This window comes from Pantoea sp. S62 (assembly GCF_016658625.1).
In the GTDB taxonomy this organism is placed as follows: domain Bacteria; phylum Pseudomonadota; class Gammaproteobacteria; order Enterobacterales; family Enterobacteriaceae; genus Pantoea; species Pantoea vagans.
Window position 1 is genome coordinate 47782 of the sequence record NZ_JACVVI010000005.1, and the last position, 23361, is coordinate 71142.

The window sequence follows — 23361 nt, forward strand, 5'->3', positions numbered from 1 at the left end:
ATGCTTGAAGAGATGGGAAAAGCGGCGCGTGCCGCAGCGTATACCGTGGCCGATCTGTCGACGGCTGAGAAGAATCAGGTTCTGATGACCATTGCTGACCGCCTTGAGGCGGAGAGCGCAGACATTCTGGCTGCTAACGAGCTGGATTTAGCCGATGCGCGTCAGAACGGCATGAGTGCCGCGCTGTTAGACCGGCTGACACTCAACCCGCAACGCCTCGCCAGCATCGCCAGCGATGTGCGTCAGGTCTGTCAGCTGGCCGATCCGGTGGGACAGTTAATCGACGGCGGTCAGCTCGACAGCGGACTGCGTATTGAACGCCGTCGCGTGCCGCTGGGCGTTGTTGCAGTCATTTATGAGGCGCGTCCTAACGTCACGGTTGATGTCGCCAGCCTGTGTCTGAAAACCGGCAACGCCGCCATTCTGCGTGGCGGCAAAGAGACCTGGCGCACCAATGCGGCCACCGTCCGGGTGATCCAGAACGCGCTGAAACAGCACGGTCTGCCGACGGCTATCGTGCAGGCGATTGAAAATCCGGATCGCGAGCTGGTGAATCAGCTGCTGAAGCTGGATCGCTACGTCGATATGCTCATTCCGCGTGGCGGAGCCGGGCTGCACAAGCTGTGCCGGGAAAACTCCACTATCCCGGTGATTACCGGCGGCATCGGCGTCTGTCACATCTACATTGATGAGACGATGGAGATTGAACCGGCGCTTGATCTGCTCGTCAACGCCAAAAAACAGCGTCCCAGCGCCTGTAACTCGCTGGAAACGCTGCTGGTGGATCAGGCGATGGCCGAACGTTTCCTGCCCGCTTTCAGCGCGCGTATGGCGCAGGAAGGCATCGCGCTGCATGCTGACAGCAACGTGCTGGCGCAGCTGCAGCAGGGCCCGGCTTCGGTCATCCAGGTTAATCCTCAGCAGTACAATGATGAGTGGCTGTCGCTGGACCTTAACGTCAAATTAGTGGCGGATATGGATGAGGCGATCGATCACATCCGTACGCACGGCACGCAGCACTCGGATGCCATCCTGACCCGCGATACCCGCAACGCCGCGCGGTTTGTTCGTCAGGTCGACTCCTCAGCAGTCTATGTTAACGCCAGCACCCGCTTCACCGATGGCGGGCAGTTTGGCCTGGGTGCCGAAGTGGCGGTCAGTACCCAGAAGCTGCATGCACGCGGCCCAATGGGATTAGAGGCGCTGACCACCTATAAATGGATTGCCTGGGGCGACGACACGCTCCGGTCATAGCTACGATAATTTTTAACAAAACGGGAGTCTTTCAGAGACTCCCGTTTTTTTTAGCCCGGCTTTCCGGTCCAGTGAAAGATAGAGTTTTCTGCCCATCTGATCAATTTTCATTCCGATCCTGTCACCGTTGCCCGTTATGCTGGCTGAATTTCACGCAATTTCTTACGGAACATTCCTGAAAGGCGGGGCTGTATGCGGCCTGAGGCAATATTTTTTGTTCAGCTGCAGGCCGGAGCGGATAATGATAATTAGAAATGCTTGATAAAGCGGTTAGGTAGTAAACGAGCGGTAATATAAAATGAACTGGTAGCAATAATGAAAATAACATCCAGTATCTCTTCTATGGCTGATTATTAACTAATGGTTAAAAAAGAAAGTACAAGACAAGCTTTCACCACCAGGCTGATAGCGGCCTGTGAGAGTGCCGGCATTGTCGGACATGGACGAAACAAACAGGTTGCCAGAGCCCTGCAGCAGCAGGGCTGTAAGATTTCAACACCAGGAGTGTGGAAGTGGTTTAACGCGCAGTCAGTGCCTGATGGCGGCAATTTACTGGCGCTCAGCCAGCTGCTGGGAGTCAGGGTAGAGTGGCTGCAATACGGTATGGAACAACCCGCAGACCCGGTAACGCTGAGTACGTTTACCGGCCATAAGAATGTGTTTCGGGTGGATAGCCTTGATATCGGGCAGCGAAGCGCTGCGGGTCTGCCCGCGCGTGATGAGTTTGTAGAGACCATCCAGGCGATCGAATATGGTCTGGATGAGGCGCGGGTGCTATTCAACGGGCGGCCGGCGGAGAACATCCGGTTAATTGCCATCAATAGCGACTCTATGGCTGACACCTTTGCACCGCGCGATCAGCTGTTTGTGGATATCAGCGTGCGGATGTTCGACGGTGATGGCATCTATATTTTTACCCTCGATGAGCAACTCTATCTCAAGCGTCTGCAGCTGCAGCATAAGAAAATTGCTGTAATTTCAGATAATAAACGCTATGAAACCTGGTATCTCAATCACGACGACGTTACCAGCCTGAAGGTCCTGGCAAAAGTGATCATGAGTCAGGCGCGTCACTATCAGATCCTCGGCTAAGGCCGCTTTTGCCGCCTTTCTCAGACAGGCTGCAAAAAAATAATCGGCATAAATTCATAAATTTAACCAGCAGTAAATAAAAAATTAACCAACAGTGTTTGATAAAGCATAAGAACCTGTTAATAATTTGGATATGGATGAACGAAGCAGTTCTTTCACGGATGAGCCGCTCTTAAACAATTGAGGCGCTGCACAAGCGCGAATCATACCACCCAAAAGTCAGTGAACTTTGGGATGGGGTGGATGCGCAAAATGCAGCGTCGTCAGATGCCGTTTATTTCCCCTCGCTTACTTTCCACCTGGCTGCTAACGCAGCCGGGCGGCGAGCGTGCGAGCGCGATACACGTCATTCGGGCCCGTTCGGATCACCGAAAGCTCGCGCCTGCCACCCCATCGCCAAAGACTCATTCACAGGAGGAGTTATGGCGATAATTCACTATGGCAAAAGCGTTTTTGTGGGCAACGCACGTACTCGTCGCCATCGGCGGCGCCAACCTCTCAGCAGCCTGACTCAGAGCATCGACCAGGCCCTGAACTTCCCAACTGAACCCCCCGTCCTGAGACGTGCAGAGCAAATCTGCCAGCGTCAGGTCGCCCCGCGCGTTGATCGCGCAATCACTGCACCCCGCGTCACCAGTCAGGAAACACCCAGTTTCGACAATTGCTGTCTTCCGCATGTTCACCTCTACGCCGTGAGCTGAAGCGCGAAGAAAGCGTGCATTTCCGTTCCGGCTAACTCTTCGTTATCTCCAGCTCTCACTGGATGCAATTTGCTGAATTACTGTTCAGTTTTGCTGCAGGGTCAGTCAGGCCTCTTGCCGCGCCTGAACGGGTAATGATCAGCAGGCGTTATGTATTTCTTTTCACAATGGTGAATTGCTTTAACCCGTCATTAAGGAGTCGTTATGAGCCAGATAATTGCAGTACTGAATTTTGAAGAGGGATATGTCGACACGCCTTACCTCGACACGCTGGGCTTTCCCACGGTCGCGGGCGGTATCCGCATCGGGCCTAAGGGGGCATCGCTGAGTAATTACACTTTCCGCGTGCCACGGCGCGTCGGGGATGTCTGGAAGCAGTGCATTCTTGAAAACAAAGTTCAGGAGATGCAGGGCAGGGATCTGCTGCGTAACGCGCTGGCGAAGTGCAATGACGCCCGCACGGATGTGTTGCTGAGCATGACCTATCAGCTGGGCGTCGAAGGCGTTATGCAGTTCAAAAACATGCTCACCGCCATCGCTGCTGAACAATTCAATGAGGCAGCTGAAGCGATGATGAACAGCCTCTGGGCCCGCCAGACACCGGGCCGCGCCCGGCGTCATGCGGAGATGATGCGCAGCGGAACCTATGCGGTTTACAGGGGGCTGCTATGAGATGGCTCATGTTTCTCGTCGCCGTACTGACGGCGATCATCATCCTGCTGCTGTTGCAGCGCTTCACCACCCTGCAGTTTGTCTCTCATGCCCGCCTGCTCTTCAAAACCTGGTCCGTCTGGCTCGCGTCGCTGGGATCCATGCTCAGCGCCTGGGCACAGTCATTCCCTTCTGCCGCCGTTGATGCCTGGAACGTGCTGCCGGAGGACGTGAAATCGATTCTGCCACACAACTACCTGGGGTTTGTGGGGGCGTTCATGGTGGCGATGGGCGTGATTGCACAATTTGTTCGTCAGAAAAATCTGCTTAACGCGAAAGAGCAAACGGAAGGAGCGAAACCATGACGCTGATTACCACTTTACTGGGCGGCAGCTGGCACTGGCTTGCTGCACTGGCCGGCATCATTGCGGCACTGGGCGCCAGTTATTTCGGCGGCAGGAAAATCGGCAAAGTGCAGCAAAAAGCGCGATCTGACGTCGCAAACGCGCAACAAGAGGCGTCCCGCGTCAGCGCAGTGGCGCAACAACAACAACATAACCGCGAGGAGGCTAACCGTGTGGCGACTGACAACCATAGCCTTGATGACGCTGCTGCTCGCGACAAGCTGCAGCAGTCGAAATACCACAAACCCTGAGCCGGTGGCGATCACCGACTCTGCCTGCGTACTTTTTTCCCCTCTTTATACCTACGGCGATGACGCGCAAAAAATGGACGTCAGGACAGTGCGCGCCATCAACACCCACAACGACATGTGGGACACCCTCTGCGGCCATCCGGCTGCGGCTAAGTAGTGCGCTGATGGTCAGCGCGATATCTCAATGATCCTGAGGAGGATTCTATGATCGAAGTTAACTCTTTTGCTGAACTGCGCACCACTGTTCCACCAAAATCAGGTGAAGTCGCGAGCCTGAAACGCTATTACGACAAAGACTCCAGCTTCCGTGGCGGCGCAGACTTTGTCGGTTTCCTCACCACCACGCCGCTGAAAGATGATGGCGGTACAGTGGCGGTGGGTAACGGTTTCTACTGGAAGCGCACCATCAACGATCCCGCCGAAGTGAATATCCTGCACTTTGGCGCGAAAGGGGATGGCGTCACCGATGACACTGATGCCTTTAAGCGCATGCTGGCATGGACGCAGAGCTACAACACCTATGCGAAAGCGATTCCGGTACGTTTTCCGGGTGGTCGCTTCCTGATTTCACCTATCGATATCAGCGATACAGAGTTGCCGTTCTTTGGTCTGGCAGGTGACGATATCGAACTCGGCTCGTCACCGCGCACCACTATTATTTCTGACAAAAGTGCTACTCCGGTGTTTAAGGTTAATGCGCGTAAAATCGCCATCAAAGGCATCTGCTGGCACGGACAGGCTAATGCCGGGACTGTCGACACCACACTCAAAGTCACCGTCACGCCTGAACAGTGCAGCAACGTTCAGCCGTTCTTCGAAAACACGATTGTCGGCGGCCAGATCGTCAATATCTTCTGCTTCAAGGCGCAAAGTACCGGGGGAACCGTCTTTAAGCTGCAGGATACGCTCGACAGTAAGTTCGATCAGATCTACACCTCCACGACCTATTCACGCGTGTTTGATGTCGGCTGGTCAAACACACCGAAGGGGAACTGGGACCACTCAACCGCCATTGAGCTCTGTAATGCCAACTTCCAGTCGGGCTACGGCGACGCCACGCTCTACATGCCGCGCGTTACGCAGGGCGTCATACGCAACGTCTGGATTGAGCACACGACTAACCCGGGGGATCTGTCGGACGGCGGCTGGAACATTGAGACGCTCAATATTGAAGATTGCGCCACGCCGCTCAATCTCAATAATGCCCGCGTGGTAATGCGCCATATTAACCTCCAGGCGGGGGCGAAAATCACTAATGATCTGGCCGGGAGTAAGTGGTTATCGACCTTTGAATATGGCTATCGTCGGGATGAGAACTACGGCACGTTCATGACCGGTTCGCTGCGTGCTGGCTATTACAGCGGCTATAAAGTGGTGAATAACACCGCGACCGACAACTGGTATCGGCTGGGGCAGCTCTATTTCCCGGCGCCTAACCAGCAATGGGTGATGGAACTGATCAGTAAAGCGGATGCCACCACGCCGTCCGGCACCGCCGGTTCACCGGTCAATATGCCTGCCACTGGTAAAACCCTGATCAACCTGCAGCGACTGGAGACGGTCTGGGCCGATGCTTACCACATGGGACAGCCTTCCGTGCTGGACATTCGTTATGGCCGGGTAGGGACCACCTATGCCGTCATCTGGGTCAAGCTGAAAGCCAACAGCGGCGAGACCATGTTCAACCTGAAGACCACCGGTCCGACCCGTTTCGACACCGGTTCCTGCTCGCTGTTCCAGTCGGATATGTCGGTGGTGACGGACATCACCAATATCAGCAACCTGAAACCTGCGGCACGCTTCGGCATGCACAATGGACTGGCAGGTATTGGTGCTAACGAGAAGGGCGTGGTGACGCTCGCGACCGCTGCGGGTACACCGACCAATAAAACCGCGCCAACCGGTTTTGTGCTGATCAATATCAACGGCGTTGACCGCAAGGTTCCTTACTACGATTGATGATCGGCATGTTTTGGGCGAGGCTCCGGCCTCGCCCTTTTTTAACCGGTAACAAAAGTCAGGTGAAAATATCATTGTCATATGGGGAAATATGAATGCTTTTCAAACAAGTGCACTTGACGTAATAACGGCTCTTTTTTACCGTAGCACCCGTACTTCTCACCCTTGCCGGTGTAGCTCAGTTGGCAGAGCAGCGCATTCGTAATGCGAAGGTCGCAGGTTCGACTCCTGTTTCCGGCACCACTCCGCTCTTTTTCAGCCTCACGCCGGAATAAATTTCTGCAGGCCATTCTTAAGCCTTCATTCTGATTAAAGAACCCACACTGAGAATTTACCGTCGCCAGCCGCTATCTGCTGGTGCGGCAGGGTTTGTCTGCCATAAACAATGCGCGCTCTGGCCAGGTTGTCAGTCCGGAACGCTGAACCGTTCACTCATCGCCGCTAAGTTCAGGCCACGCTATTTGCGTTTAATTTGAATAACGGCTTGCGTCGCCTGGTGAAGTGTGGCCTAATGAATCGTCGGTTTGATTAACAGACACTATCAAAGTAAGTAACCAAAGCAGTTCTCATCTCTAAGTTTGTCGCGAGACATCCCTTCTTTTTGAGTCTTCTCTTACGTTCTGATTAAAATCTGTTCTCAGGCCATTATGCCGGAAGGCTCGATATATTAAGGATTTAAGCATGTCTAACAAAATTCGCGGTACCGTTAAATGGTTTAACGCAGAGAAAGGCTTCGGTTTCATCTCTCCTGCAGACGGCAGCAAAGATGTATTCGTACATTTCTCTGCAATCCAGGGCACCGATTTCCGTTCATTAGACGAAGGTCAGCAAGTTGAATTCACAGTAGAAAATGGCGCCAAAGGCCCAGCTGCTGCGAACGTTGTTGGTCTCTAAGGACTGAAAATTACTTTTAAATGTCCTCACTGTAATGGCTCACAGTTTCGTACATCACATTTTGATGTTACAAGAGCCAATCCGCATGGAGCGAAATGCATTTTCTGCAAATCTGTCGTTGTTCAGGTGAACGCGGCGAGGATTGCAATTCAGAGCCAGCTTCGCGCTCTCTGATAAAGGCTAGTGAGCTTTATAGCGTTGTTGCATTTACAGTAATAAAAGGCTGCCTCTGGCAGCCTTTTTTGTTTTCTGCTGTTTCCCCTCCGCCATCCCTCATCCTTTCTTCTGTACCCGCCGGAATACCTTAGCTTCCCTGCGTAACTTTTTGCTCAACCACCTGTAACCTGTTCGTTTACTGTCACCGATCTGAAACAGGCCCGCCGGAGCAGGCCATTAAAGGGAATCAGCGAAGCACGGGTTGCAGTGCGAGCTTGCCGGTATTAAACACGCTCATCGCCTGCGCCATACGCTCAGCCTGATCCTGCAGTGCCTGTGAAGCAGCTGATGCTTCCTGAACCAGCGCGGCGTTCTGCTGCGTTACCGCTTCCATCTGGGTAATCGCCTGATTGATCTCATTGATACCGCTGCTCTGCTCGCTGCTGGCAATGGTGATTTCGCTCATAATATTCGCCACGCTCTGCACGCTGTTTACCACCTCACCGATGGTCGAACCCGCATGAGTGACCAGTTTGCTGCCTTCATCGACTTTAGCGACCGAATCTTCAATCAGTACCTTAATCTCTTTGGCCGCGGAGGCTGATCGCTGTGCCAGATTACGCACTTCACTTGCAACCACCGCAAAGCCGCGACCCTGTTCACCCGCCCGCGCCGCTTCAACGGCGGCGTTCAGAGACAGAATATTGGTCTGGAAGGCGATGGAGTCGATAACGCTGATGATATCGACAATTTTGCGTGAGGAGAGGGCGATCGCTTCCATCTTCTCGATCACTTTTTCCATGACCACGCCACCTTCACGCGCTACGCTGGAAGTCGTCGATACCAGGTGATTAGCTTCACGCGCGTTGTCGGCATTGTGTTTCACGGTCGACGTCATCTGCTCCATGGCAGAGGCGGTCTCTTCCAGTGAACTGGCCTGCTGCTCAGTGCGGGTCGAGAGGTCAAGGTTACCACTGGAGATTTGATTAGAGGCGACCGCGATAGTGTCGGATCCGGTGCGTACTTCAGTCACAATCGACAGCAGGTTATCGTTCATTCGCTGCAGCGCCTGCATCAGGACGCCAGTTTCATCACGCGAGGTGACCTGCATCTGGGTACTCAGATCGCCCGCGGCAACGCGTTCAGCAACGTCAACCGCAGCAACCAGCGGACGCACAATAGAGCGGGTCAGGAAGTAGCCCAGCATAATCGCGGCCAGAATCGCCAGCGCGGAGAAAATCAGCGTGATGGAGATGGCGGACTGACCATTTTCCACAATACCCTGACCTTCGCTGCGCAGCTGCGAGTCCTGAGAGTTGGCAAAATTTACCGCATCCTGCAGGAATTTATTCTGGGTGGCGGTCATCGATTTCAGGACATAGGCGCTGGCTGCATCAAAATTGCCCGCTTTGATCAGGCCGATCAATTCAGTTTTGACCTGCTCAAATGCCTGAGACGAGGCCAGCAGACCAGCGATCTTTTTCTTACCGACGGGTGTAACCTGGATGTCCTCAATCTTTTTCATCGCGATGTTAGTGCGTTGCGTGGCTTCATCCAGCTGCCCATAACGTTTCACATTCATTTCCGGACGGTTTGTGTCGATCACCATGCCGCGCAGGTATTTGATCTGATCGTTGACGCCATCGCGCACATCAAATGCCAGTCGTACTTTCACATAGCGATCGTCAACGATCGATGAGATCGCGGTATTAATACTGTTAATTCTGGTAATGGATGTTACGCCAATCACTATCAGTAACGTCACAATAATACCGAAGGCTGCTGCGAGCCGCATTCCCACCTTCATATTCTTGATACTGAACATGTTCTCTTCCCCGTTTTATTATTAATCAGTTTGTTAGCAACACTCAGGTTCTCTGCTGTTGTGCGCAGTGCCTTGCTGATGTCTGTGGTCACAGCCGCAGGCAAAAAGGTGATCTCGCGCATACAGTTATCGGAGCACAAACATGTACCTTTAATAATTTTTAAGTAATAACGGTGCGTGAATAAATAGTCACTGAAAAGCTTCAGAAAGGGTTAACAAATAAACAAAGGGGAAACTCAGGCAAAAAAAAGGGCCGTCAGCAGGAATGCTGACGGCCCGATCCAGACAAGCATGACCGGATTCAGAAAACTAAGAAGTAGAGGCCTACCCAGAATGCGACACTTAACGTGACGGCGGTAATCCAGGCCAGCTGGCGTAAACGGCCACGCAGCACTTTCTGAGGAGAAGGGGTAGCAGGTGCCGGTGTAACAGGTAAAGTTTCAATATGCATAGTCGGTTCCTGATCAGGCCAGCCATTCTGCTGGCTAAAAAGTAAAAACATACCGGGCATTCTTCGCGGCCCGGATTTGTTTAGCGGGCAGTGTCGAGAACGTTGAAAATCACGTCTGACAGCTCATTCAGTTCAAACTTCGCCACATAACCGTCGGCACCCACTTTGCGCACATGATCTTCGTTGGCGCTGCCAGAGAGTGAGGAGTGAATGACGACCGGCAGAACCTTGAGAATCGGGTCCCGCTTAATGTTGCGGGTCAGCGTAAAGCCATCCATCTCAGGCATCTCCAGATCGGTCAGGACCAGCGCAATTTTGTCGTGAATCGACTCGCCCGCAGCCTGTGCTTCCTGGCTCATCAGCTTAATTTTTTCCCAGGCTTCAAGACCGGTGTTAAACATCAGCGCCGGAATGCCCATGCTCTTCAGGCCCTGCTCCAGCAGCTGACGCGCCACTTTAGAATCTTCTGCCACAATGGCGACTGCACCAGGGCGATAGTTGAACGCACGTGGTCTGGCCGCTTCCGGTTCAACGCCGCGCACTGAAGGAATGATGTCATACAGAATCTGCTCAACGTCCAGCACCATCGCCAGCTCGTTGCTTTGTTTGTCGCTGTCCAGGCAGGCGATGCTGGTAATATTACGGCCGCCGATACCGGCTTCAGCGGTATGCACCTGGCTCCAGTCGAGACGCACGATGTTTTCTACTGACTCCACGGCAAACGCCTGGGTGTTACGGGCATACTCGGTCACCAGCAGCAGGTTAAGACCGGTTTCCGGCACACAGCCCGCTACTGCAGGCAGGTCGATCACCGGAATGAACTGACCACGAATACTCGCCATCCCCAGAAGCGGCGAACGCATGCCCGCGGCTTTAGTGATGGTCGGCATCGGTACAATTTCACGCAGCTTGAAGACGTTAATGCCAAACAGTTCAGACTTGCCTTTCAGCTGATCGGAACCTAAGCGAAACAGCAGCAGCTCAAACTTGTTCGATAACGCGAGGTTCGCTCTTTCATCGATCTCTTTTTGAAAATTATCCATGGTTGCCTCTGCATTAACGCAGCTGGTGAAATAGGGTGTGAACAGGTTATCGGCAGCAAACGGAAAAAGGTGAGAAGAGAAGGGTGAAATAAAACGGATGCCAATTATTGTGCCAGGCTTAACCCTGAAGGTTCAACATGGACACCTTTCCAATAAAGGAGTGTGAAATGAAAAAAGTGATTTTAGCGTCGTTGCTGGTGATGATGAGCGCGGGCGTTTCAGCTGAAGAGGGCGGATACAAAGCAGGCGATACGCCGCCGCCGCAACACAAGCAGGATGCCGGCTATAAAGGGTCAGAAGATACCGGCCAGACCCACATCGATCAGATCCGCGATTTCCGTCAGGGCGGGTATGTAACGCTGGAAGGTTACATCGTGAAGAAAGAGCAGGGTGAGCGGTATCAGTTCCGCGACAACACCGGGACATTACCGATTATTGCCCCGAAGAAGACCTTTGATGGTAAAACCTACACCGCTGAGGACAAAGTGCGCGTCAGTGGCAAGGTACAGGGCAAAGGCGATAAAACCACGCTGCATGTGTCACGCATCGAAGAGCCATAACAGACCAGGCGAGGTCATGACCTCGCCCTTTTTTATTTAGTCTTTCAGCAGAATCGCCCGGCAGGTTTTGCCTTTGATTTTGCCCTGCTTAAGTTTCACCAGCGCCGCTTTGGCCTGATTTGCCTCAATCGCTACATAGGCATGGGTCGGGGTCAGGACAATTTTCCCAATCTGCTCAGCGCGATAACCCGCTTCACCCGTCAGCGCACCCAGAATATCTCCCGGACGTATCTTGGCTTTACGACCACCATCAATGCACAACGTCATCATGGCGGCAGGCAGTGGCTTACTGCTGCCCTTTTTCAGCGTGCTGGCCGAGACCCACGGCAGTTTCTGCTGCAGGAAATCTTCCAGCGCATGCGCACGCGCCATCTCATCGGCCGCGACCAGGCTGACGGCAACACCATGCTCGCCTGCACGCGCCGTACGACCAATGCGGTGCAGGTGAACTTCAGGGTCCCAGGCGAGCTGATAGTTGACCACCATCGCCAGCGATTTGATGTCGAGTCCGCGCGCGGCGACATCGGTGGCGACCAGCACACGACCGCTGCCGTTCGCGAAGCGAATCAGCACGCGTTCACGATCGCGCTGCTCAAGGTCGCCATGCAGTGGCAGGGCGCTGATATCACGCGCGTTAAGCGCCGCAGCAACATCATCACACTCACGTTTAGTGTTGCAGAAGACCACGCAGGATGAAGGCTGACGATCGCTGAGCAGGGCTATCAGCAGGCCCAGTTTTTCATTGTGGCTGGCTTCAAAGAACTGCTGGTCGATTGAGGGCAGTTCGCTGACATCTTCAGTGACAACGCTCAGTGCATCACGCTGAAAGCGGGTGCTGATAGCGGTGATACCGTCGGGCCAGGTAGCGGAAAAAAGCAGCGTCTGACGCGAGGCGGGCGTCGCTTCAATGATCGTTTCCATATCATTGAGGAAGCCCATCTCCAGCATCCGATCCGCCTCATCCAGCACCAGCGTGCTGAGCTGGTCCAGCTTGAGGTTTTCGCGGTTGATGTGGTCGAGGATACGACCCGGCGTGCCGACCACAATATGCGGTGGATGCACCAGCGAATCACGCTGCGCGCTCATTGGCTGTCCGCCACACAGGGTCAGGACTTTGATGTTGCGGGTGAAGCGTGCCAGCTGGCGCAGCACGTTACCCACCTGATCCGCCAGTTCACGGGTCGGACAGAGGATCAGTGCCTGCGTCTGAAAGCGGATGCTGTCGATATGGTGCAGTAAACCAATACCAAAGGCAGCCGTTTTACCGCTGCCGGTTTTCGCCTGCGCACGCACGTCGCGTCCCTGCAGAATGGCGGGCAGCGTAGCGGCCTGCACGGGCGTCATGCTGGTGTAGCCCATCTCGCGCAGGTTATCGAGCTGGCTGTCGGGAAGCGAATTGAGGGTAGAAAAAGCGGTCACGGGCGCGGCCTCTGAGGCTGAAAGTGTGGGGCATTATTGCGGGGCAAGTCTGGCAGAAAGCACGCCTGACAGCAACGGGAACCTCGATGGTTAGCGGTATGAAACTAAATCTGCCGGTGCGCTTAGGAATAAGCTGAAGTTTACTGAAAAAAGGTGGTTTATTTTTATAGATTAACGCCGGCTTAACGTGGTTGTTCCAGAGTGACGATCGGTTAATACCAGTAATTATTTTATAAGTGACCGTTTTTAAAAAAATATTTCATTGTTAATCAGATAAATCCTCAACTAAGACTTCAGTAATAGAATTAATCATTAAAAAATATCACCACTGGTGCCGATAAAAATCCTGATCTAATTGCTTTATATTTATCGCGCCATATTCCTGGTACAACGACCGGTAGAGGGTATTTGCATTGAGTAATAGCATCCAGGGACCACATGAAAATGTGCTTAAAATAGTAGGCCGCGCCGTACTGACACTGCATGTTCATGGCGAGAGTTTATCTGCGGATAAAATCGCATCCATGATCGGCTGTTATGCGGAAGATGAGCCCTGTGATCAGGAAGATCGTCGCTTATACGCGCTGGCAATGGAATTAATGTCGAATGATCAATGGGCCAAAAGCGCGTAACCCGCACTCCGCTCAGGTAAATGCAGAGCCTCCCGTGTGGAGGCTCTGTTGTTTTTAGGGGGCGTATGAGGGGGACATGTTCAGGCAGTAAGGTCGCTGCTGGCAAATCCTGAGCAGGTATGTGTTAGCCGCAGAGCAGGCTTCAGGGAGTATATGCCCTCGACAAAGACGCAAAACTGCTATCTGTGGCCCGCTATGCTTTGCTACAGGCATAGGCTCCCTTCGCTTCACGTCCGGCAGACGCTTCCCGTTTCAGGACCGTCGCTGCTGGTAAATCACGGGTACTGAGAATCTATCAGCAATAAACAAGCTTAAAGCGCAGGGAAGCCGGTCAGGAGAGGAAAGCGTCCCGCGCCAGGGACAAAAACGCCGGGAGCGTTTTTGTCCGCAGCCCTGCTGTGTCAGGCCGAGACCAGCGCAAAGACCGGCTTACCGCGTGAGAAGGTCGCCACTACCGGTGAAATGCGCGCCACGGCTTCAGCGGAACAGCTCGCTGCTACCAGCATCATGCTCGCATCATCGCCCGGCGCAGGCCACTGACGATCGCCCTGAGCAGAGAGCGGCAGCCGATCGTCTGTGGCGATGGCCAGCGCTCGCGACAGCGAGAACTCGTCCGAACCACGATAGAGCTGTGCATAGAGATTCGCTTTTTCCAGCATGCTGCCGGTGCCAAACGGGGACCAGTGATCGATCACGCTGTCGGTGCCGGTCATCACCTTTATGCCCGCCGCCTGCAATTGAGGAATCGGCATAGTGAGCCTGCCAATCGGCAACGTGGAAGCGACGCTGAACTGCTGCTCCGCCAGCCCTTCGATCATGTTATCCAGCGCACTGCCGGTGAGCGTCGCCAGCGCAAAACCGTGGCTCAGCGTCACTTTACCTTTCAGCACCGGATTCTGCGCCACGGTGTCAATCATGTACTGAATCGCCGTCACGCCAGCCGGTGAGGTTTCATGCAGATGAATATCCACACCGCGCTGATAGTCGAGCGCAATCTGAAACATGGCATCCAGCGACTTCTCCATCGCACCATCCACGTTGGTGGGATCCAGCCCGCCGACATATTCAACGCCGTTCTGCATCGCCTCACGCATCAGGCCATCAACCTGCGAATGCAGCAGGCCGTGCTGCGGGAAGGCAACAATTTCACAGGAAAAAGCAGGATGACGGGCTAATGCCGCCTGCAGATGTTCCAGACTTTTCAGGCCGCTGACCGGATCGATATTGCAATGGCTGCGGGCGCGGGTAGTACCTTTGGCGTGCAGCAGGGCGATCAATCCTTCGGCACGGGCCTGGGAGTGCGGCAGTAGCTGCGGAATCAGCACCTGCTCGCGCGCAATCATATCCATGATGGTTTTGCCCTGACGTGGACGTGGAGCCTGCCACGGACCGCCGTAGAAGGTTTTATCAAGATGGATATGCATATCCTGCGTCGCGGGCAGCAGCAGCGCCTCCTGCGCATCCCATGACGGTAGCGTGCTGTCACCCTGGCCCGCCGAGGTCAGCTGGTCAATTTTGCCGTCGCGCACGCTGATGTCGTAAAGACCGGTCCGGGTCGCGACGACGTCGTCACCCTCGCGGATAAAACTCTCTTCCAGTCGCACATTGCGCAGCAGATAGTGGTCCTGTCGGGGCAGGGCGGCGGGCTGGTCGGGATTGATGGCGGACAACGATGAGCGGGTGGCGGCACTGGCCTGACCGAGACCGGCGGCCAGCAAGCCGCCTGCGGCGGTCCAGCGAACGCTTTGCCCCAGGAAATCACGGCGGCTCGGCGAAGAGGAAATAGGCATCAGAGGCTCCTGCAAAGTGAACAAGGTCTTAATCTGACAAACGACGCGTCACCCTGCTGCGTTATTTTCCACTGACGGCTATTCGATATTTCACTGCCAGCGCAGCTTGCCGAATGCCGCCAGTGACGCCGCCAGTTCGCGCTGCAGCGGATCCTGCGGATGACGGCAGAACAGCGCCAGTTCAAAGGTATTAATCACCGGCAGACCCTGTTCAGGACCCAGAACCCGGTGCTCCGGCAGACGGCAGCTGGCAGGCAGTAACGTCAGCCCCAGCCCCTGTGCACTGGCGGCGGCCAGCGCGACCAGGCTGGCGCTGCTGTAGCTGATGCGCCAGCTTCGGCCCAGCGCATCAAGCGTCTGACAGACCTCATCGCGATAGAGCCCCTGCTGGGGAAACAGCACCAGCGGCACCGGCGTCTGCTCAAAGCAGGGCCACTCTGCACTGTCGAGCCACAGCAGCGGTTCAGGACGCGACGCCAGCGGACGGTCGCCAGCGGGCTGTTTAATCAGCATGATGTCCAGCTCTTCACGCTGCCAGGCACGACGAAGCTCCACCTGCATACCGCTCATCACATCCAGCCGCAGCTGCGGATGATCACGACTGAAGTGCGCCAGCAGACCGGCCGTGGGGGCGGCAAAATCTTCCGGCACGCCAAGGCGCAGCACGCCATCGCGCCACTGGTCACTCAGTACATCGTGCGCTTCCCCGTTCAGGGCAATAATCCGCCGGGCGTAACCTAAAAGTTTTTCGCCTTCTTCGGTGATCTTTACCTGATGCGAGGAGCGGACCAGCAGTTCTTTACCGACCATCTCCTCCAGCCGCCGCACCTGCTGGCTGACGGTAGACTGCGACAGGTGCACTCTGTCGGCGGCGCGGGTAAAGCTGGCGGTTTCGCACACCGCCACAAAGCTGAGCAGCTGTTGCGGAGTGAACATCGGCTGACGATTCATTTTTCCACTACCTGGCAGAGTAATATTTCATTTCCAGATAGTAGCGACTGCTGTCAGGCTGGCAACTTTTAATGGCGTAGATTTCATATGAAGAGAGAGAACAACCTGCTGCTGGCGGCGCTGGTGCTGGCCGGGCTGAATATGCGGCCACTGATGACCTCTGTCAGTCCGTTACTCGGTGAGCTGCGGCAGAGCATCGGTCTGTCACCGCTGGCGGCCTCGCTGCTGCCTGCGGTGCCGATGATGATGATGGGTGCCATTGCCCTGGTCAGTGCGCCGCTGATGCAGCGCTTTGCGGTACGTAAATTACTGCTGGGCGGGCTGTTGCTGCTGTTGCTGGCGCTGGTGAGTCGATGGTTTGTGACTGACGGACGCGGGCTGGTGCTGACTGCCGTGCCGGGTGGGGCGGGCATTGGTATCGTCCAGATGGCGATGCCGGGATTGATTCGTCAGCGCTTTGGCAGCCGCAGTGCGGGCGTGACCGGACTATGGGCAGCGGCGCTGATGGGCGGCGGCGGGATTGGCGCGGCGATCTCGCCGTGGCTGAGCGCACATGCTGGCTGGCAGGGGGCACTGAGCAGCTGGGCGCTGCCGGTGGTGCTGGCTATCCTGCTCTGGCTGTTGATCACCACCACGCCACCCGCAGCCCGCACGGAGGCCGACGCAGTGCCTTCGCTGTGGCGAAAAACCCGCGCCTGGACGCTGGCGCTGAGCTTCGGGCTGGTGAACGGCGGTTACGCCATTTGTGTTGCCTGGCTGCCCGATTTTTACCATCAGCGTGGCTGGAGTGCGCAGGCGGGCGGTTCACTGCTCGGTATGATGATCGGCTGTCAGGTTACCGGTGCGCTGCTGCTGCCGTTGCTGGCGCGGGGCCGCGATCGTCGTCCATTGCTGCTGCTCACCCTGGCTATGCAGTTCTGCGGCATGCTCGGCTTCCTGTTTGCACCACAACTGGCACCATGGTTCTGGGCGGGGATAGCGGGCTTCGGGCTGGGCGGGGCGTTTCCGCTGGCACTGGTGCTGGCGCTGGATCATCTGGAGCAGCCCCAGGCTGGCGCGCGGCTGGTGGCCTTTATGCAGGGCGTCGGCTTTATTATTGCGGGCAGCATGCCGTTTATCGCCGGTCAGCTGCATGCGCTCACCGGAAATTTCACCAGCGTCTGGATTCTGCAGGCGACGGTCACGCTGCTGCTGATTGTGCTTAATCTGCGTTTTCATCCGCACAGCTATCAGCGCGCTTTCCCGGAGATAAATTGCTGATTTTGGTCCGACCAATCCCGGTAATATTTTTCTCTGGTTCACACTCCGGGAAAATTCGCCCAACTTCTGTTGCTATAGATTAACAATGCATTAACTATCTGTTGTCATAAGCCCCAATACAGCGGTTTGGTCTGACCAATCCGGGGCAGATGGCATACAGTACTGCATCTGCATGCCACATCACCTTTTCCTCTGGAGATACTGGCATGCAGATCTGGCAACAAAACTACGATCCGCTGGGTAATATCTGGCTCTCAAGCCTGGTCGCGCTGATCCCGATTCTGTTTTTCTTCTTTGCACTGATTAAGCTGAAGATGAAAGGCTATCTGGCCGCCACCACCACCGTGGTGCTGGCGCTGCTGGTGGCGCTGTTTCTCTATCAGATGCCCGTTGCCCAGGCGCTGGCCGCCGTGGTGTACGGTTTTCTCTATGGGCTGTGGCCGATTGCCTGGATTATTGTCGCCGCCGTGTTCGTCTACAAAATCTCGGTCAAAACCGGCCAGTTCGATATTATCCGTGCCTCTATCCTCTCCATTACCCCCGATCAGCGTCTGCAGATGCTGATTGTCGGCTTCTCGTTCGGGGCCTTCCTGGAAGGCGCGGCGGGCTTTGGAGCGCCGGTGGCGATTACCGCGGCGCTGCTGGTGGGGCTGGGATTTAATCCGCTCTACGCTGCCGGGCTCTGCCTGATTGTGAATACCGCGCCGGTCGCTTTTGGCGCAATGGGCATTCCGATTATCGTGGCGGGTCAGGTCACCGGACTGGATAGCTTCGCCATCGGCCAGATGGCCGGACGCCAGTTGCCGCTGCTGACGCTGATTGTGCTGTTCTGGATTATGGCGATTATGGATGGCTGGCGCGGCGTGAAAGAGACCTGGCCAGCGGTCGTTGTGGCGGGTGGATCCTTTGCCCTTGCCCAGTTCCTCAGCTCCAACTTCCTGGGGCCGGAGCTGCCCGATATTATCTCGTCGCTCGCCTCGCTGATTTCGCTGACGCTGTTCCTGCGGGTCTGGAAACCGGTACGCATCTTTCGTTTTGCCGATGCAGAGGCGAAGCACGGCGATGTGCTGCAACCGCCACAGAAGTATCGGCTGGGGCAGGTGATCCGCGCGTGGATGCCGTTCCTGTTTCTCACCGCCACCGTCACGCTCTGGAGCATCCCGCCTTTTAAAGCGCTGTTCGCCAAAGGTGGTGCACTCTATGAGTGGGTGCTGGCGGTGCCGGTGCCGATGCTGAATGAGCTGGTGGCGCGGATGCCGCCCGTGGTCGGCAGTGCAACGCCTTATCCGGCGATCTTTAAGCTGGATCTGGTTTCTGCAACCGGCACCGCCATTTTAATTGCGGCGATTATGGCAATGCTGTTCCTGCGCATGAAGCCAAAGGCAGCGCTGCAGACCTTTGGTGAAACGCTGAGAGAGCTGGCGCTGCCGATCTACTCCATCGGGATGGTGCTGGCCTTTGCGTTTATCTCCAACTACTCCGGTCTCTCTGCCACGCTTGCTCTGGCGCTGGCGCACACCGGCCACGCGTTTACCTTCTTCTCGCCCTTCCTGGGCTGGCTGGGCGTCTTCCTGACCGGATCCGATACCTCATCGAATGCGCTGTTTGCCGCGTTACAGGCGACTACCGCCCAGCAGATCGGCGTTTCCGATGTTCTGCTGGTGGCGGCTAATACTACCGGCGGTGTGACGGGTAAGATGATCTCGCCGCAGTCGATCGCCATCGCCTGTGCGGCGGTCGGGCTGGTGGGAAAAGAGTCCGATCTGTTCCGGTTTACGGTTAAACACAGCCTGATTTTCACCTGTATGGTGGGGGGGATTACCACACTTCAGGCCTACGTCTTCCCCTGGATGATCCCATGAGCAACACTGCCGATCCGCTGGTGACACGCCTGCGGGCCTATATCACCGAACATCAGCTCGAGCCGGGCATGCGCCTGCCCGCCGAGCGCCAGCTCTCTGCTGAACTCGGCGTCTCACGTTCCTCGCTGCGTGAAGCGATACAGCAGCTGATCAGCAGTGGCATGTTCATCAGCCGGCGCGGCGGCGGCACCTGGATTCGTCAGCAGCTGGCACCCTGGTCGGAACAGCGCATCGTCGAACCGATTCGCCAGCTGCTGCGCGACGATCCCGACTACCGCTACGACATTCTGGAAGCGCGCCATGCCATCGAGGCCAGTACTGCCTGGCATGCGGCACTGCGCGCCACCGACGCCGACAAAGAGAAGCTGCAGTACGCCTTTGACGCCCCCCTGAAGCTGAAAGAGAGTGACGATCCTGACCTCGCTGCCCAGGCGGATGTGCGCTTCCATCTGGCGATTGCCGAGGCGTCACACAATGTGGTGCTGCTGCAGACCATGCGCGGCTTTTTCGAGCTGCTGCAGTCGTCGGTGATGCAGAGCCGTCAGCGCATGTACACCCAGCCAGCCATTTTTGCCCGCCTGACGGAACAGCATCGGGGGCTGCTGGATGCGATCCTCGCGGGCGACGCCGACGCGGCCCGTCAGGCGGCGATGCAGCATCTGGGCTTTGTCCATACCACGCTGAAAAGTCTCCATGAAGATGAAGCGCGCCAGGCGCGCATCACACGCTTACCGGATAACGACACACGCAACCCAAAGGAATCTGACTGATGATTATCTCAGCTGCCAGTGACTATCGCGCCGCCGCGCAACGTATCCTGCCGCCGTTCCTGTTTCACTATCTTGATGGCGGGGCTTACGCCGAGCACACCCTGCGACGTAACGTGGAGGACCTTTCTGACGTGGCGCTGCGCCAGCGCATTCTGAAGAACATGTCGGAACTTAGCCTCGAAACGAAATTATTTAATGAAACCCTGTCGATGCCGGTTGCGCTGGCACCGGTCGGCCTGTGCGGCATGTATGCCCGTCGCGGCGAAGTGCAGGCGGCGCGTGCGGCAGCCCTGAAAGGCATTCCGTTTACCCTGTCGACAGTCTCAGTCTGCCCGATTGAAGAGGTGGCCCCGCAGATCAATCGTCCGATGTGGTTCCAGCTTTACGTGCTGCGTGACCGCGGCTTTATGCGCAATGCGCTGGAGCGTGCAAAAGCCGCTGGTTGTTCAACGCTGGTGTTTACCGTGGATATGCCGACGCCGGGCGCGCGCTATCGCGATGCGCACTCCGGGATGAGCGGTAATCACGCGGCGCTGCGTCGTTACTGGCAGGCGGTCACCCATCCACAGTGGGCGCTGGATGTGGGACTGCAGGGCCGTCCGCACGATCTGGGGAACATTTCCGCCTATCTCGGCAAGCCGACCGGGCTGGAAGATTATATTGGCTGGCTGGCGAACAACTTTGATCCCTCGATCAGTTGGAAAGATCTGGAGTGGATCCGCGAATTCTGGGACGGGCCGATGGTGATCAAGGGCATTCTCGATCCGGAAGATGCACGCGACGCGGTACGTTTTGGCGCTGATGGCATCGTGGTCTCGAATCACGGCGGACGCCAGCTGGATGGCGTGCTCTCCTCAGCCCGTGCGCTGCCAGCGATTGCCGATGCGGTCAAAGGTGACATTACTATTCTGGCAGACAGCGGTATTCGCAACGGGCTGGATGTGGTGCGGATGATTGCGCTGGGGGCAGATAGCGTGCTGCTGGGACGGGCGTTTATCTATGCGCTGGCGACCCATGGACAGCGCGGCGTGGAAAACCTGCTGAACCTGATTGAGAAAGAGATGCGCGTGGCCATGACGCTGACCGGCGCAAAATCGATAAGTGAAATTACCCGCGATTCGCTGGTGCAGGCGGAGACGCTGCTGACACCAACAGGCACGGTATCACGTCCCCGCGCGGTGAGTTAGCCTGCGAAAATGAATGTATTGTCTATACTTAGCTTCTTTACCAACAGGAGGAATGACATGACCATTCATAAGAAAGGTTCGGCGCACTGGGAAGGCGATATTAAAGGCAAAGGCACCGTCAGCACCGAAAGCGGCGTGCTGAGCCAGCAGCCTTATGGCTTTAATACCCGTTTCGAAGGCGTCAAAGGCACCAACCCGGAAGAGCTGATTGGTGCAGCGCATGCGGCCTGTTTCTCTATGGCACTGTCGCTGATGCTGGGCAATGCGGGCCATAAACCGGAAAGCATTGATACCACGGCTGATGTGTCACTGGATAAAAAAGGCGAGGGCTTTGCCATCACCAAAGTGGCGCTGACCAGCACCATCTCCCTGCCAGGCATTGATGAGTCGACCTTCGACGAAATCATCAACAAAGCCAAAGCGGGCTGCCCGGTTTCTCAGGTACTGAACGCGGAAATTACGCTGGATTACACCCTGAACAACTGATGCCGGCAACGGGTCGCCTTTTGGTGGCCCGGACGTTATGCTATGCCTCCCGGTCCTGTTGCTGACCGGAACAGATGCGCCTTCTGGCGCATCTTCGCTTTCTGATTAGGGGAGACCGAGGTGACAAGATACCGGGCGGCCAAAAAGTACTGGAAGATGGTGCTGGTTCTGTTGTGCATTTGCGGCGCGCTGCTGCTGATACGCTGGGCTGCCATGATCTGGGCCTGAGCAGATGAAGTGGATTAGTCGCCACTCGCTGGGCATATTAGTGATGGTAATTATCGTACTGGAAGTGGTTTATTTTCTGCTCACCGCCTCGTGGCTGCCGTGGCGATAAACGCATTCAGACAAAGGCATCCTCGCGCCGTTTAGTCCGCACATCGCTGCGCGCAATGCGATAAGCCTTACGCGGATCGCCCACCACAAACTCAAAAGTTGGCGTGTAATAAAATGGCAACCAGCCGCCATAGCTGCTCTCCCACTCCCATCGGACGGGGCAGGGCCACAGAATGCCATCATACAAAAGATAGTAAACCCAGCGTCCACCAGGACGACGGGGGCGTGATGTTTTCATGGGATTCACAACGGTAATGGGTAACAACAGCTTATATTTTGTACGCTAAAGCGCCAGCTTGCAATGTTGCAGCCCTGCTTTATTGAATCTGGTCCTGAATCAGCGATGGACCTCACCACAAAGCAGGACCACATTCGGTCTGACTTTATGAATACGGTTTGCCATCGTTTCACAGTCCACCTTCGTCGGATAAATGCGCTCCGAGACCGGCAGCGCTTCGCAGGCGTCGTAGCCACACGCGCTCACTAACAACACAAATCCTATCAACATAGATCCTCTCCTTTACACGGTCTGGTGGTCCGGACTGTGGTGCTTTTTATCCCTTTTTAACATCCAGTATAGACAAACGTGACGGGGCGGCATTGTCAGTGTGAGCTATGACCTGCCAGGAAGCGGTCTGCGGCAGGATGAGGGCTGTGTAAGACAAGGACGCAGGCGGGGAGTCAGCCAGCGAAATACCAGGCGGGCAGCAGCGCAATCAGGTTATTCAGGGTGTGCAGGAAAATGGGCAGCGCCAGACTGTTACTCCGCAGCCGCGCATAGCAGAGCAGCAGTGAAAACAGCGTCAGAGCGATAAGGGTCTGCCAGTGCACATACTGTGTATGCATCACCGCAAACAGCAGTGAGGTCAGCAGCATGCAGGCGAAACGGCTGCGCGGCGCCCACAGCAGAAAACCCTGTAACAGGAAACCGCGGAACAGCACCTCTTCAAACACCGGCGCCAGCAGTACGGCGGTCAGCAGCAGGATCAACAGCGAATTGCGTCCCTGCTGGGCCTGCATCACCAGCCAGCCTTCCGGCTGCATGAACTGCATCTGTGCCGCCATCAGCACAAACAGCGCGCCGGTAAAAAGCAGGGTTTGCAGCGTATAAAGTTCACCCAGCGGCAAATCGGTGCGGCGCTGGCAGTAGAAGCGATAAAGCGGATAGATAACAGCAAATTCAAACAGGCAGAGTACGGGCACCAGCAGGCCGTCATTACGCAGCACGCTGTAATTAGGGAACAGCGTGATCAGCATGGTAACCAGGTAATAGACCACAAAGCTGCCGACGTAGAACAGCGTCAGGGTCACTCTGTCGGAATTGGTGTTCATAGGCGACTCAGCCAGCGAAGGTAAGCGCATAGTAGCAATGCACCCGATCGCTGTCGAGTGAGCCTGTTACACATTATTTAAGCGCAAAATGTTAG

25 protein-coding genes and 1 tRNA gene are annotated in these 23361 nt (G+C 55.7%); 17 read left to right on the top strand and 9 right to left on the bottom strand.

What is annotated here, in order from left to right; translation table 11 throughout:
• The 10 genes from proA to IBT54_RS25170 all read left to right on the top strand — a co-directional run bounded on the left by proA (position 1) and on the right by IBT54_RS25170 (position 7380).
• The gene (gene proA, locus IBT54_RS09315) at positions 1-1254 is read left to right on the top strand and encodes a glutamate-5-semialdehyde dehydrogenase (protein WP_201252056.1); all 1254 of its coding nucleotides are present in this window, start codon (positions 1-3) and stop codon (positions 1252-1254) included.
• A gap of 360 nt (positions 1255-1614) precedes the next feature.
• Positions 1615-2346 carry a S24 family peptidase gene (locus tag IBT54_RS09320; protein ID WP_013356910.1) on the top strand — a complete coding sequence of 244 codons (732 nt, stop codon included), beginning with the start codon at positions 1615-1617 and terminating at the stop codon, positions 2344-2346.
• Between the two features lie 422 nt (positions 2347-2768).
• Positions 2769-3047, top strand: coding sequence for a hypothetical protein (locus IBT54_RS25455; protein WP_033731690.1), 279 nt, complete (start codon positions 2769-2771; stop codon positions 3045-3047).
• Positions 3048-3251: 204 nt separating this feature from the next.
• Positions 3252-3719, top strand: a complete 468-nt coding sequence (locus tag IBT54_RS09325) for a glycoside hydrolase family protein (protein WP_201252057.1) — start codon at positions 3252-3254, stop codon at positions 3717-3719.
• Positions 3716-4063, top strand: a complete 348-nt coding sequence (locus IBT54_RS09330; protein WP_013356912.1) for a hypothetical protein — start codon at positions 3716-3718, stop codon at positions 4061-4063. Before IBT54_RS09325 ends, IBT54_RS09330 begins: the two co-directional genes overlap by 4 nt.
• Positions 4060-4353: a hypothetical protein gene (locus tag IBT54_RS09335; RefSeq protein WP_013356913.1), complete on the top strand. Its 294-nt coding sequence runs from the start codon at positions 4060-4062 to the stop codon at positions 4351-4353. The genes IBT54_RS09330 and IBT54_RS09335 overlap by 4 nt, the downstream gene beginning before the upstream one ends.
• Before the next feature lie 204 nt (positions 4354-4557).
• A complete protein-coding gene (locus IBT54_RS09340; RefSeq protein ID WP_013356914.1) occupies positions 4558-6312 on the top strand; it encodes a glycosyl hydrolase family 28-related protein in 1755 nt (584 codons plus the stop codon).
• A 167-nt stretch (positions 6313-6479) separates the two neighbouring features.
• Positions 6480-6555, top strand: a tRNA-Thr gene (locus IBT54_RS09345).
• A gap of 438 nt (positions 6556-6993) precedes the next feature.
• Positions 6994-7206, top strand: a complete 213-nt coding sequence (gene cspA, locus IBT54_RS09350; RefSeq protein ID WP_003854408.1) for an RNA chaperone/antiterminator CspA — start codon at positions 6994-6996, stop codon at positions 7204-7206.
• Between the two features lie 3 nt (positions 7207-7209).
• Entirely contained in the window at positions 7210-7380 is a 171-nt protein-coding gene (locus tag IBT54_RS25170) for a cold-shock protein (protein WP_098053076.1), read from the top strand.
• A 229-nt stretch (positions 7381-7609) separates the two neighbouring features.
• On the opposite strand, the gene IBT54_RS09355 is transcribed toward IBT54_RS25170, so the two are convergent.
• From IBT54_RS09355 to IBT54_RS09365, 3 genes are all read right to left on the bottom strand, one after another.
• The gene (locus IBT54_RS09355) at positions 7610-9187 is read right to left on the bottom strand and encodes a methyl-accepting chemotaxis protein (RefSeq protein ID WP_201252058.1); all 1578 of its coding nucleotides are present in this window, start codon (positions 9185-9187) and stop codon (positions 7610-7612) included.
• Positions 9188-9488: 301 nt separating this feature from the next.
• The gene (locus tag IBT54_RS09360; RefSeq protein WP_167493438.1) at positions 9489-9638 is read right to left on the bottom strand and encodes a hypothetical protein; all 150 of its coding nucleotides are present in this window, start codon (positions 9636-9638) and stop codon (positions 9489-9491) included.
• A gap of 80 nt (positions 9639-9718) precedes the next feature.
• On the bottom strand, positions 9719-10681 hold the full coding sequence (locus IBT54_RS09365) for a chemotaxis protein (protein ID WP_013356916.1): 963 nt from the start codon (positions 10679-10681) through the stop codon (positions 9719-9721).
• Between the two features lie 167 nt (positions 10682-10848).
• Between IBT54_RS09365 and IBT54_RS09370 the strand changes: the two genes are divergently transcribed.
• Entirely contained in the window at positions 10849-11241 is a 393-nt protein-coding gene (locus IBT54_RS09370; protein ID WP_033731697.1) for a YgiW/YdeI family stress tolerance OB fold protein, read from the top strand.
• Between the two features lie 36 nt (positions 11242-11277).
• On the opposite strand, the gene dbpA is transcribed toward IBT54_RS09370, so the two are convergent.
• The 3 genes from dbpA to IBT54_RS09385 form a co-directional block, all read right to left on the bottom strand.
• A complete protein-coding gene (gene dbpA / locus IBT54_RS09375; RefSeq protein WP_201252059.1) occupies positions 11278-12660 on the bottom strand; it encodes an ATP-dependent RNA helicase DbpA in 1383 nt (460 codons plus the stop codon).
• 1033 nt (positions 12661-13693) lie between these two features.
• Entirely contained in the window at positions 13694-15082 is a 1389-nt protein-coding gene (locus IBT54_RS09380; RefSeq protein ID WP_201252060.1) for an amidohydrolase family protein, read from the bottom strand.
• A 90-nt stretch (positions 15083-15172) separates the two neighbouring features.
• Entirely contained in the window at positions 15173-16033 is an 861-nt protein-coding gene (locus tag IBT54_RS09385; protein WP_095707639.1) for a LysR family transcriptional regulator, read from the bottom strand.
• Between the two features lie 87 nt (positions 16034-16120).
• Between IBT54_RS09385 and IBT54_RS09390 the strand changes: the two genes are divergently transcribed.
• From IBT54_RS09390 to yniD, 6 genes are all read left to right on the top strand, one after another.
• Positions 16121-17293 carry a cyanate transporter gene (locus IBT54_RS09390; protein WP_013356922.1) on the top strand — a complete coding sequence of 391 codons (1173 nt, stop codon included), beginning with the start codon at positions 16121-16123 and terminating at the stop codon, positions 17291-17293.
• Between the two features lie 206 nt (positions 17294-17499).
• Positions 17500-19155 carry an L-lactate permease gene (lldP, locus tag IBT54_RS09395; protein ID WP_195857303.1) on the top strand — a complete coding sequence of 552 codons (1656 nt, stop codon included), beginning with the start codon at positions 17500-17502 and terminating at the stop codon, positions 19153-19155.
• Positions 19152-19925 (top strand): transcriptional regulator LldR, encoded by a 774-nt coding sequence (lldR, locus tag IBT54_RS09400; protein WP_201252061.1) that lies wholly within the window; start codon positions 19152-19154, stop codon positions 19923-19925. Before lldP ends, lldR begins: the two co-directional genes overlap by 4 nt.
• Positions 19925-21112 carry an FMN-dependent L-lactate dehydrogenase LldD gene (gene lldD / locus IBT54_RS09405; RefSeq protein WP_013356925.1) on the top strand — a complete coding sequence of 396 codons (1188 nt, stop codon included), beginning with the start codon at positions 19925-19927 and terminating at the stop codon, positions 21110-21112. The genes lldR and lldD overlap by 1 nt, the downstream gene beginning before the upstream one ends.
• 57 nt (positions 21113-21169) lie before the next feature.
• Positions 21170-21598, top strand: coding sequence for an OsmC family protein (locus tag IBT54_RS09410; protein ID WP_013356926.1), 429 nt, complete (start codon positions 21170-21172; stop codon positions 21596-21598).
• Between the two features lie 120 nt (positions 21599-21718).
• On the top strand, positions 21719-21826 hold the full coding sequence (gene yniD / locus IBT54_RS25175) for a small membrane protein YniD (RefSeq protein WP_022625163.1): 108 nt from the start codon (positions 21719-21721) through the stop codon (positions 21824-21826).
• Between the two features lie 115 nt (positions 21827-21941).
• Here the strand turns inward: yniD and IBT54_RS09415 are convergent, their stop codons facing one another.
• From IBT54_RS09415 to IBT54_RS09425, 3 genes are all read right to left on the bottom strand, one after another.
• Positions 21942-22172 carry a hypothetical protein gene (locus IBT54_RS09415; protein WP_033731707.1) on the bottom strand — a complete coding sequence of 77 codons (231 nt, stop codon included), beginning with the start codon at positions 22170-22172 and terminating at the stop codon, positions 21942-21944.
• A 99-nt stretch (positions 22173-22271) separates the two neighbouring features.
• Positions 22272-22442 carry a hypothetical protein gene (locus IBT54_RS09420; RefSeq protein WP_003850083.1) on the bottom strand — a complete coding sequence of 57 codons (171 nt, stop codon included), beginning with the start codon at positions 22440-22442 and terminating at the stop codon, positions 22272-22274.
• A gap of 173 nt (positions 22443-22615) precedes the next feature.
• The gene (locus IBT54_RS09425) at positions 22616-23266 is read right to left on the bottom strand and encodes a CPBP family intramembrane glutamic endopeptidase (RefSeq protein ID WP_033732018.1); all 651 of its coding nucleotides are present in this window, start codon (positions 23264-23266) and stop codon (positions 22616-22618) included.
• Positions 23267-23361 lie beyond the last annotated feature (95 nt).

Bases quoted from the DNA above. Each gene is read 5' to 3' on its own strand.
- proA (WP_201252056.1), top strand. From the start codon at position 1: ATGCTTGAAGAGATGGGAAAAGCGGCGCGTGCCGCAGCGTATACCGTG.
- IBT54_RS09420 (WP_003850083.1), bottom strand. From the start codon at position 22,442: ATGTTGATAGGATTTGTGTTGTTAGTGAGCGCGTGTGGCTACGACGCC.
- IBT54_RS09325 (WP_201252057.1), top strand. From the start codon at position 3,252: ATGAGCCAGATAATTGCAGTACTGAATTTTGAAGAGGGATATGTCGAC.
- IBT54_RS09330 (WP_013356912.1), top strand. From the start codon at position 3,716: ATGAGATGGCTCATGTTTCTCGTCGCCGTACTGACGGCGATCATCATC.
- IBT54_RS09355 (WP_201252058.1), bottom strand. From the start codon at position 9,187: ATGTTCAGTATCAAGAATATGAAGGTGGGAATGCGGCTCGCAGCAGCC.
- lldP (WP_195857303.1), top strand. From the start codon at position 17,500: ATGCAGATCTGGCAACAAAACTACGATCCGCTGGGTAATATCTGGCTC.
- IBT54_RS09320 (WP_013356910.1), top strand. From the start codon at position 1,615: ATGGTTAAAAAAGAAAGTACAAGACAAGCTTTCACCACCAGGCTGATA.
- IBT54_RS09390 (WP_013356922.1), top strand. From the start codon at position 16,121: ATGAAGAGAGAGAACAACCTGCTGCTGGCGGCGCTGGTGCTGGCCGGG.
- IBT54_RS09340 (WP_013356914.1), top strand. From the start codon at position 4,558: ATGATCGAAGTTAACTCTTTTGCTGAACTGCGCACCACTGTTCCACCA.
- IBT54_RS09365 (WP_013356916.1), bottom strand. From the start codon at position 10,681: ATGGATAATTTTCAAAAAGAGATCGATGAAAGAGCGAACCTCGCGTTA.
- lldR (WP_201252061.1), top strand. From the start codon at position 19,152: ATGAGCAACACTGCCGATCCGCTGGTGACACGCCTGCGGGCCTATATC.
- IBT54_RS09425 (WP_033732018.1), bottom strand. From the start codon at position 23,266: ATGAACACCAATTCCGACAGAGTGACCCTGACGCTGTTCTACGTCGGC.
- IBT54_RS09335 (WP_013356913.1), top strand. From the start codon at position 4,060: ATGACGCTGATTACCACTTTACTGGGCGGCAGCTGGCACTGGCTTGCT.
- cspA (WP_003854408.1), top strand. From the start codon at position 6,994: ATGTCTAACAAAATTCGCGGTACCGTTAAATGGTTTAACGCAGAGAAA.
- IBT54_RS09415 (WP_033731707.1), bottom strand. From the start codon at position 22,172: ATGAAAACATCACGCCCCCGTCGTCCTGGTGGACGCTGGGTTTACTAT.
- IBT54_RS09385 (WP_095707639.1), bottom strand. From the start codon at position 16,033: ATGAATCGTCAGCCGATGTTCACTCCGCAACAGCTGCTCAGCTTTGTG.
- IBT54_RS09370 (WP_033731697.1), top strand. From the start codon at position 10,849: ATGAAAAAAGTGATTTTAGCGTCGTTGCTGGTGATGATGAGCGCGGGC.
- IBT54_RS25455 (WP_033731690.1), top strand. From the start codon at position 2,769: ATGGCGATAATTCACTATGGCAAAAGCGTTTTTGTGGGCAACGCACGT.
- lldD (WP_013356925.1), top strand. From the start codon at position 19,925: ATGATTATCTCAGCTGCCAGTGACTATCGCGCCGCCGCGCAACGTATC.
- IBT54_RS09360 (WP_167493438.1), bottom strand. From the start codon at position 9,638: ATGCATATTGAAACTTTACCTGTTACACCGGCACCTGCTACCCCTTCT.
- IBT54_RS09410 (WP_013356926.1), top strand. From the start codon at position 21,170: ATGACCATTCATAAGAAAGGTTCGGCGCACTGGGAAGGCGATATTAAA.
- IBT54_RS09380 (WP_201252060.1), bottom strand. From the start codon at position 15,082: ATGCCTATTTCCTCTTCGCCGAGCCGCCGTGATTTCCTGGGGCAAAGC.